The organism is Cellulomonas sp. P5_C6 (assembly GCF_054049635.1).
The window spans coordinates 1-9,505 of sequence record NZ_JBFULZ010000161.1; the positions used below are offsets into that span (position 1 = coordinate 1).

Sequence of the window (9,505 nt, forward strand, 5' to 3'; positions counted from 1 at the left end):
CGGCGGGCTCGTCCTTCTCAGCGCTCGGGGCGTCCGGCGCGGCGTCGACATCGGCACTGTCGGCGTCGACCGCGGGGGCTTCAGCCTCGGTGGCGTCGGCAGCAGCGGTCATGGCAACAACGACCTCGTCGGACTCCGGCTCCGCGGCCTCGGGTGTCTCGTCGACGTCGGCAGCCTCGTCCGCCGCGTCGKGGGTCTCGTCGACCTCCGCGGGCTCGTCGACCGCGTCCTGCTCGGGCTGAGCTGCCTCGTCGGCGAGCTGGGCGGCCGGCTCCGTCGCATCGCCGTCATCGGTCTCGGCGGGCACCGCCGCGGCCGCGACTGCCTCGTCCGCGAGCTCGGGCTCCTCGGCGGGCTCGGGAGCGTCGGCGTCATCGCGCGGAGCGTCGATCGCATCGGCCTTCGGCTCGGCAGGCTCGGCAGGCTCGGCAGGCTCGGCAGGCTCCGCGCTGTCGGCCTCGGGCTCGACGTCCGAGGCGTTGGCGTCAGCCGCCTCGTCGTCGGCCGGCCCAGGGTCGCCATCCTCGGGCGCGCCGGCGTCGTCGCGCGGAGCGTCGACCGAGTCGGCCTCCGGCTCGCGAGGCTCGACGGGCTCGTCCGGCTCCGCGCTGTCAGCCTCGGCCTCGGGCTCCGCAACGTCCGCGTCAGCCTCCGCAGCACCGACCTCGGCCTCGTCGGACTCCGGCGCGGAGTCGTCGACCTCGGGCGTGGCCTCGGCGTCGGTGGCGGCAGGGGCGTCGGCGGCGGGGTCGTCGGCAACCTCGTCGTCCGTGACCTCGGGCTCCGCGGGTGTCTGCGGCGCGCCTGCGCCACCCCACACGGGCCAGACCGGGTCCGACGAGGGACCGCTGCTGGGCGAGGCCGGCGGAGTCTGCCGCTCCTTCTCGCTGCGCTGTCCGGGCTCGTCGCGCTCGGTGCCGTTGCTCATCCTGCTCCCCTGCTGCTCCACGCGCGCACAACGCGCCCGCGCGAGTCTACGTGCCTGGGATAACCGATCTCGCCGACGGCGCGGCGTGAGAGCGGCGTTCTCACCCGCGCGTTCGTACGGCGCTCCGGTCCGCGACGTCCGCAGATTCGGTCGTCAGGACGCTCGATCGTGCGGACGCAGCGGCGGGGGCGGGGAGGAACGGACGCGGGCTCGGCAGAGTCAGCTGACCGGGCGGAGGCGGCCGCGCAGGTGCACCAGGCCGCCGGCGTCCGCGGCGCCCTGMGCCTCGGCGAGGACGGTCCCGATGACGACGTCGTGGTCGCCGGCGCGGTGCACGGAGGCCGTACGGCAGTCGAACCAGGCCGCGGCCCCGTCGACCCAGACGGCATCGGCCTCCTGCGCGGGGTGGTGCGGGACGCGGGCCAGCTGGTCGATCGCGGGGCGCCCGGGCGAGGCCAACCAGTCGGCGGTGTGGCCCTGGTCGTCGGCGAGGACGCTCACGGACCAGGTGTCGACGTCGTCCAGCGCGTCCCGGAAGCGGGCGTCGGTGTGCACGCAGAACAGCAGCATGGGCGGCTCGAGGGACACCGACGTGATCGCGCTGGCCGTCATGGCGTGCAGGGTGCCGCGCCAGCGCAGCGTGATGACGGCGACGCCCGCGGGGAGCCGTCCGACGGCCGAGCGGAACGCCTCCGGGGAGGTCACGGCGTCGCGTCCGACCCGTCGGCCTCGACGACGGCGACCGCCTTGGGCGGGCGCGGCCGGTCGTCGAACAACCTGCGAGGCAGGACGCCGACCAGGATGGTCACGGCGATCGACCCCAGCACCCAGACCCAGCCGATGGCCTGCCCGTCGGGCACCAGGGTGTCGCCGCCGGGGCCCTCCTGGGCGAGCAGCTGCACGGACACGAACAGCCCGATCGCGTAGCCGAGCAGCGCGACCAGGCCGCCCCACGCGCGCGAGGTGATCGCGGCGGCGAAGGCGAGCGCGAGGCAGATCACGACGCCCCAGGGCTGGATGCTGCGGTGCATCACGGTGCCCAGGGCGCCGACGAGCACCCCGAGGACGAGGGTCGCGACGGCCGTGCCGATCGCACCAGCGGTGAGGCGTTGCACGCGCGTCAGGCTACCGGGCGGATGCCGTCGGGCCAGACGACGGGCTCGCCGGACCCGCCGGGCGCGCGCCGGTAGCCCTCGGTGGGCAGCATCGGCGCGAGGACGCGGTTGCTCAGTGCATAGCAGGCCACCAGGGCGTCGTCGCCGTCGATCACGCGGACCGCCTGGACCTGGGTCACGTGGGCGCGCAGGGCGTCGAGCACCTGGGTCCGCACCGGGAGCACGGGGACCTCGAGGTCCACCTCGTCGTCGGGGACCGCGACGGACGGCAGCTCGTCGTTCGGGTCCGGGAGCGTGAACTCCTCGTACAGCGAACCGAGCGCGGCGAGCACGGCGTCGTCCCGCAGCGCGCGCAGGCCACGCTGGAGGGCGAGGCGACCCCGCACGGCCCAGAGCACGACCGGCACGGCGAACGCCGGCGACGCGTCGTCGCCACGGGAGCCCGCGAAGTCGACCGCCCACTGGGTCACCTCGTGCGTGCGCACGTGGTCGGGGTGCCCGTAGCCACCGCCCGGCTCGTACGTGACGACGACGTCGGGGCGGCGCGCGCGGATGACGCGGGCCAGCCGCTCGGCGGCCTCCTCGAGCCCGACGCCGACGAACGCCCCCGCCGGGACCTCGTCGGGAAGCCCGGCGCGGCCCGTGCCGAGCCACTCCATGCCGGAGTCCTCGAAGCGCTGATCGACGGACCCGGGGATCGTGTCGAGGTAGCCGCGGTCCCGCACGCCCAGGGCGGCCAGCGCCCTGCCCAGCTCGTGGTCGCGGTGCTCGGCGAGCGCCGGCCCGTCGCCCTCGAGGTGGGCCAGGCGGTCGCCGATGACCTCGCCGCGCTCACCGCGCGTGCAGGTCACCACGGTGACGGGACGACCGGCGGCTGCCCAGGTGGCGAGCAGCGCGCCGGTCGCGAGGGACTCGTCGTCGGGGTGCGCGTGCACCGCGAGCAGGCCCGTCATGCAGAGGTCAGGCGCGCTTGGAGCGGGCCGTGATGCGGGCGCGCTCGGTCTGGTCCAGCACGACCTTGCGGATGCGCACGATCTCGGGAGTCACCTCGACGCACTCGTCCTCGCGGGCGAACTCGAGGGACTCCTCCAGCGTGAGGTTGCGCGGCGGGATGAGGTTCTCGAAGTTGTCGGCCGTCGCGGACCGCATGTTCGTGAGCTTCTTCTCCTTGGTGATGTTCACGTCCATGTCCTCGTTGCGCGAGTTCTCGCCCACGATCTGGCCCTCGTAGACCTCCTGCGTGGGCTGGACGAAGAACGAGCCGCGCTCCTGCAGGTTGATCATGGCGAACGGCGTGACCGGACCGGAGCGGTCGGCGACGAGCGAGCCGTTGATGCGCGTCTCGATGTTGCCGGCCCACGGCTCGTAGCCCTCGGCGATGGACGACGCGATGCCGGTGCCGCGGGTGTCCGTCAGGAACCGCGTGCGGAAGCCGATGAGGCCACGCGCGGGGACCAGGAACTCCATGCGGACCCAGCCGGTGCCGTGGTTCGACATGGTCTCCATGCGGCCCTTGCGCTGCGCGAGCAGCTGCGTGACGGCGCCGAGGTACTCCTCGGGGACGTCGATCGTCATGCGCTCGACCGGCTCGTGCACCTTGCCGTCGACCTTGCGGGTGACGACCTGCGGCTTGCCGACGGTCAGCTCGAAGCCCTCGCGACGCATCTGCTCGACCAGGATGGCCAGCGCGAGCTCACCACGACCCTGCACCTCCCAGGCGTCCGGACGCTCGGTGGGCACGACGCGGAGCGAGACGTTGCCGACGAGCTCCTTGTCGAGGCGGTCCTTGACCTGGCGGGCGGTGACCTTGTGGCCCTTGCCGCCGCGGCCGGCCAGCGGGGACGTGTTGATGCCGATGGTCATCGAGATCGCCGGGTCGTCGACCGTGATGAGCGGCAGCGGACGCGGGTCGTCGGGGTCCGTCAGGGTCTCGCCGATGGTGATGTTCTCGATGCCGGCGACGGCGACGATGTCGCCGGGGCCGGCGGACTCGGTGGTGACCCGCTCGAGCGCCTTGGTCTCCAGCAGCTCGGTGATCTTGACGTTCTGCATCGTCCCGTCGGCGCGGGCCCACGCGACGGTCTGGCCCTTGCGGATCGTGCCGTTGAAGACGCGGAGCAGGGCGAGGCGGCCGAGGAACGGCGACGCGTCGAGGTTGGTGACGTGCGCCTGCAGCGGCGCGCCCTCGGTGTAGGTGGGCGCGGGGATCCGCTCGAGGATGGTCTTGAACAGCGGCTCGAGGTTCTCCGAGTCCGGCAGGCCACCGTCGGCGGGCTGGTTCAGCGACGCGCGGCCGGCCTTGGCGGCGGCGAACACGACGGGGACGTCGAGGATCGCGTCGAGGTCCAGGTCCGGGACGTCCTCGTGCAGGTCGGACGCCAGGCCCAGCAGCAGGTCGGTCGCCTCGTGCACGACGTCGGTGATCCGCGCGTCGGGGCGGTCCGTCTTGTTCACGACGAGGATCACGGGCAGCTTGGCGATGAGCGCCTTGCGCAGCACGAAGCGCGTCTGGGGCAGCGGACCCTCGGACGCGTCGACCAGCAGGACGACGCCGTCGACCATGGACAGGCCGCGCTCGACCTCGCCACCGAAGTCGGCGTGACCGGGGGTGTCGATGACGTTGATGGTGATGCCGCCGGGCTCGCCGATCTCTGCCGCCGCGGGACCCGTGTACCGGATCGCCGTGTTCTTGGCGAGGATCGTGATGCCCTTCTCGCGCTCCAGGTCGCCGGAGTCCATCGCGCGCTCGTCCACGTGGGCGTGGGAACCGAACGAGCCGGACTGCCACAGCATGGCGTCGACCAGCGTGGTCTTGCCGTGGTCGACGTGCGCGACGATGGCGACGTTGCGCAGGTCGTTGCGCACGCTCGTGCCTGTCGGCGCAGACGTGGGCTCAGACATGGGGGAACTCATCTCAGAAGGTGGGGAGCGCGCCGGGTCGTCGGCCGCGCCGATCGATTCTACCCGCCCACCCGTCCGGCTGGGTCAGAAGGTGATGAGACGCACGTCAGCGACGGGCCCGCGCCCAGGACCACCACGAGGTCAGGTCCGCCCGGCCAAGCTGCAGCGGGTCCACGTCCAGGGGCGCGGGCGTGCTCGACGCCGTCGACGTCACCGACCCCCGCGTGGCCACGACGACGGGCTGCCGCACCAGCGAGAGCACCGCACCGCCGTCCTCGAGGCTCTGCGCCGCCGGCGCCAGCAGGTCCTCGACCTTCGCGGGGTCGAGGTTCTGCGCGAGCGGCCCCAGCGCCGCGTCGGTCGCCGGGTCGGTCCAGCCCGTGACGTTCGTGACGCCGCCGGTCCCCCACCGCGACACGACGGAGTCGACCGGCAGGTCCGCCTGCGACACCGGCACCAGCGCCGCGTCCCACGACTCCGGCGCCCCGACCAGGTCCGCGCCGAGACCGTCGGCCGGCGTGTACGGCTCCACCTGGAACCCGGCGTCGGACGCGGTCTGCGTGAGCAGGGCGAGCATCGCGGTCCGCAGCGGGTCGGCCGTGTTGGTCAGCACGCGCACGACGGGCGGGTCGGTGACGCCGGCCTGGTCGAGCAGGCGTCGGGCTCCCGCGACGTCGGCGGGGCCGCTCGGTGCGACGTCGCCGCCGGCGTCGGGTCCGACCGACGGCAGGAGGGCGCCCTCGACGGTGGCCTCCGGCCAGAGGGGCGCCACCAGGGTGGAGACGATCGCGTCGCGCGGGACCGAGAGCAGGAACGCCCGCCGCACCGCCGACGCCACCGCGGCGTCGCCGCCGTACGACGCAGGGTCGAACGCCCCGCCGCCGGCCGCCTGGAGCTGCAGCTGGAGCGTGCTGTCCCCGCCCGTCCGCACGTCGGCCCCGTCGACGTCGGCCAGCGCGTCGAGCACGTCCCTGGTGTCCGTCGGCGTGACCACGTCGACCGTGCCGGCGTCCAGCGCCTCGACCTCCTCCAGCGGGTCCAGGTCGCTGCGCACGACGATCCGGTCGTACGCCGCCTTCCCGGGACCGTCGTACTCGTCGTTGCGCGCCAGCTCGACGCGCTCCCCGGGCACGATCAGGTCGATCACGTACGGGCCGGTGGAGACCGCCTGGTCGACGTGCTGGGCGAGCGTGTCGGCGTCGAAGCCGGTCCGCCACGCCGCGGAGATCGACCTCAGGGCCGCCTTGTCCTGGTCGACGATCGCCTTGGTCACCGCCTCGGCGGCGGCCGCCGGGTCCTCGACGCCCAGCGCCGTCTGACCGATCACGTGCGCGGGGACACCCACGTCCAGCGCGGTCTGCCAGTCGGCCACCGGCGTGGCATAGGTGAGCGTGAACGTCGGGCCGTCCATCGTCGGCAGCTGCTCCGCGTGCACGAGGGCCGGCGAGGCCGCCGCGAACGCGACCCCCGCGTCGAGCGCGTCGTTGTTGGTGACCCCGCCCTGCGCGTCCAGCTCGGGCACGACGTCGTCCAGCTGGCCGCTGCGCGCGGCCCACTCGAGCAGCAGGTCGGCCGTCGTCACCGGCGTGCCGTCCGACCACGTGGCTTTGCGCCCGATCGTGTACGTCACCGTCAGGGGTGCGTCGCTGACCTTGGCGACCGTGCCGAAGCCGTCGTCGGGCACCGCGGTGCCGTCCTCGTCCAGGGAGACGAACCCCGCCTGCGCGAGCGAGCGCACCAGCGTGCTGCCGGGGGTGCGCCCCTCGACGGTCCCCCCGTTGAGCGACGTGAACGGCGCCCCGACGGCCACGACCACCGTGCCGCTGCGGCTCGGCTGCGGGGTCTGGTCCGTGCACCCGCCGACCGCGACGAGCGCGACGAGCACCGCGGGCACGACGACCCCGATACGTGACCCTCTGAACACCGTGCGCCTCCCGCTGGCCGACATCCCCGAGGCGGACGGTCGCACCTCCGCACCGGAGGTATCGGTCGTTCTCACCCGTTGGTCAACCATGCCGGACAGATCTGTCCGAATCGGCAGAAGAACGGCGGACGCGCCGGGCCGTGGGACGACGAGAGCGCCGCACCCCGAGGGGGACGGCGCTCTCGGCGAGCACGACGTCAGAAGCCGCGGCCCGTGGTCCGCTCGTTGTCGACGTCCGTGATGTCGTGGGCGTCGAACTCCTCGGCCTCCGCGGCCTTGGCGGCGTCCTCGTACGCGAGCTCGTCGCGCTGGATCTCGAGGAGCGCGTCACGGGCGACGCGACGCTCCTGCTGGGCCACCGGGTCGGGCACGGGCACCGCGGCGAGCAGTCGCTGCGTGTACGCGTCCTGCGGGTTGTTGACCACCTGCGCGGTCTCCCCGATCTCCACCAGCTTGCCGTTGTGCATGACCGCGATCCGGTCCGACAGCAGCTCGACGACGGCGAGGTCGTGGCTGATGAACAGGCACGCGAACCCGTGCTCGCGCTGCAGGTCCTGGAACAGCTCCAGCACCGCGGCCTGCACGGACACGTCGAGCGCGGACGTCGGCTCGTCGGCCACCAGGAGCTGCGGCTCCAGCGCGAGCGAGCGGGCGATCCCGACGCGCTGGCGCTGACCGCCGGAGAGCTCGTGCGGGTACCGGTTGCGCATCGCGCGCGGCAGCTGCACCTGGTCGAGAAGCGTCTCGACGGCCCTCGACATCTCCTGGCCCTTGATCCCGCGGTGCAGCAGCAGCGGCTCGCCGATCGACTCGCCGATGGGCAGACGCGGGTTCAGCGACGAGCCCGGGTCCTGGAACACGATGCCGACCTTGCTGCGCAGCGGCTTGAGGTCCTTGATCGAGGCGCCGACCATGTCCTGCCCGACGATCTTCAGCTCGCCCGACGTGACCGGCAGCAGGCCGACGACGGCGCGACCGATCGTCGTCTTGCCCGAGCCGGACTCGCCGACGAGACCCACGACCTCGCCCTGCCGGATGGTCAGGCTGACCTCGTCGACGGCCCGGAAGGCCGGCTGACGACGACGCCCGGGGTACTCGATGACCAGGTCCTTGGCCTCGAGCACGATCGCCTTGTCGCTCACGGGAGCCGCGGTCGGTGCGACGGGGCGGGCCGTCGTCGTGGCGTCCGAGGTCCCGACGCTCGACGCCTCCGCGCTGCGGCCCAGGTGCGGGACGGCGTTGAGCAGCTTGATCGTGTACGGGTGCGTCGGTGCCGTGAAGATGTCGATCGACGACCCCTCCTCGACGACGCGGCCGTCCTTCATCACGATGATCTTGTCGGCCATGTCGGCGACGACGCCCATGTCGTGCGTGATCAGGACGATGCCCGAGTCGATGCGGTTGCGCAGGTCGCGCATCAGCTTGAGGATCTCGGCCTGCACCGTGACGTCGAGCGCCGTGGTGGGCTCGTCGGCGATGAGCAGCTTCGGGTCGCACGCGAGGGCCTGGGCGATCATCGCGCGCTGCCGCTGGCCGCCCGAGAGCTGGTGGGGGTAGGCGTCGATGCGTCGCGTCGGGTCCGGGATCTCGACCAGCCGCAGCAGCTCGAGCGCACGCGCCCGGGCCTCCTTCGGCCCCATGTCGAAGTGCGTCCGGATGGTCTCGATGATCTGGAAGCCGACCGTGTACACCGGGTTCAGGGCCGTCATCGGCTCCTGGAAGATGACCGCGATCTCCTTGCCGCGCACGTGACGCAGCTTCTGCGGGGTCATCCCGATGAGCTCGCGGTCGCCCAGCTTGGCGCTGCCGCTGGCGCGGCCGTTGGCGGGCAGCAGGCCCAGCAGCGACATCGAGGACTGCGTCTTGCCCGAGCCCGACTCGCCGACGATGGCGAGGACCTCGCCGGGGAAGACGTCGTAGCTCACGCCGGCGGCGGCGGGGAACCAGGTGCCGTCGACGTAGAAGTCGACGCCGAGGTCCCGCACGGTCAGGACGGGGGCCTTGGTCGGGGCCGGGGCGGGCGCCGCGGAGGAGGTGTCGATGGCCACGGTGTCAGTTCCTTACTGCGCGAGGACGGGGTGCACGGGCGGACGGGGTCACCGTCGGCGAGCACCGGTCTGGGAGCATGGGCGAATGGGTGCCACGCAGGAGTTCTCGTCGGTCTACGGTCGCTGGCTGACCGGTGCGACGGCCGTGCTGGGCGTGGTCGCGCTGGTCGTCACGCTGTTCCAGGAGGGCGTCGAGCAGACCGCTCGCCTCCTGCCGGTGACCGGCGCGGTGGTGCTGGTGGTCTGGGCGCTGTTCTGGCGCCCGGCCGTCGAGGTCAGCGACGGCGAGATCGTGGTGCGCAACGTGCTGGCCACCGTGCACGTGCCCTGGCCGGCCTACCGAGGCCTGACCGTGCAGTACTCGCTGGTCCTGCACACCACGGGCGCCGACGTGACCGCCTGGGCGGCGCCCCGGTCGAGCGCCACGGGCCGCTGGCTGCGCAGCTCGCGTCGCCGGACCGAGCCCGAGGAGCCGCGCCGTCAGCACGGCTCCGCCGAGGCGGTGGCCGCGGCGATCGCCGAGCGCCACGACGCCCTCGTCGCCGCCGGCCACCTGCGCGGGGCCGAGGCCGCCCGCGTGGCGGGCGAC

General features: G+C 73.3%; 7 protein-coding genes and 1 pseudogene. 1 reads left to right on the forward strand and 7 read right to left on the reverse strand.

Annotated elements, in window-relative coordinates; all coding sequences use genetic code 11:
• From ACXJKG_RS15955 to ACXJKG_RS15985, 7 genes and pseudogenes are all read right to left on the reverse strand, one after another.
• Positions 1 to 928 (reverse strand): annotated as a pseudogene (locus ACXJKG_RS15955) (hypothetical protein); the annotation flags it as partial.
• A gap of 219 nt (positions 929 to 1,147) precedes the next feature.
• Positions 1,148 to 1,633, reverse strand: a complete 486-nt coding sequence (locus ACXJKG_RS15960; protein ID WP_456846729.1) for a flavin reductase family protein — start codon at positions 1,631 to 1,633, stop codon at positions 1,148 to 1,150.
• Positions 1,630 to 2,043 (reverse strand): DUF6113 family protein, encoded by a 414-nt coding sequence (locus tag ACXJKG_RS15965; RefSeq protein WP_456846730.1) that lies wholly within the window; start codon positions 2,041 to 2,043, stop codon positions 1,630 to 1,632. The genes ACXJKG_RS15960 and ACXJKG_RS15965 overlap by 4 nt, the downstream gene beginning before the upstream one ends.
• Before the next feature lie 5 nt (positions 2,044 to 2,048).
• Complete coding sequence (locus tag ACXJKG_RS15970) at positions 2,049 to 2,996, reverse strand: PIG-L family deacetylase (protein WP_456846731.1); 948 nt, start codon at positions 2,994 to 2,996, stop codon at positions 2,049 to 2,051.
• Between the two features lie 7 nt (positions 2,997 to 3,003).
• Entirely contained in the window at positions 3,004 to 4,944 is a 1,941-nt protein-coding gene (gene typA, locus ACXJKG_RS15975; protein ID WP_456846732.1) for a translational GTPase TypA, read from the reverse strand.
• Positions 4,945 to 5,050: 106 nt separating this feature from the next.
• Positions 5,051 to 6,838 carry an ABC transporter substrate-binding protein gene (locus ACXJKG_RS15980; RefSeq protein WP_456846733.1) on the reverse strand — a complete coding sequence of 596 codons (1,788 nt, stop codon included), beginning with the start codon at positions 6,836 to 6,838 and terminating at the stop codon, positions 5,051 to 5,053.
• Between the two features lie 227 nt (positions 6,839 to 7,065).
• Positions 7,066 to 8,916 (reverse strand): ABC transporter ATP-binding protein, encoded by a 1,851-nt coding sequence (locus tag ACXJKG_RS15985; RefSeq protein WP_456846734.1) that lies wholly within the window; start codon positions 8,914 to 8,916, stop codon positions 7,066 to 7,068.
• Positions 8,917 to 9,001: 85 nt separating this feature from the next.
• Between ACXJKG_RS15985 and ACXJKG_RS15990 the strand changes: the two genes are divergently transcribed.
• Positions 9,002 to 9,505, forward strand: a 504-nt coding sequence (locus tag ACXJKG_RS15990; protein WP_456846735.1) for a hypothetical protein, incomplete at its 3' end; no start/stop codon positions are given.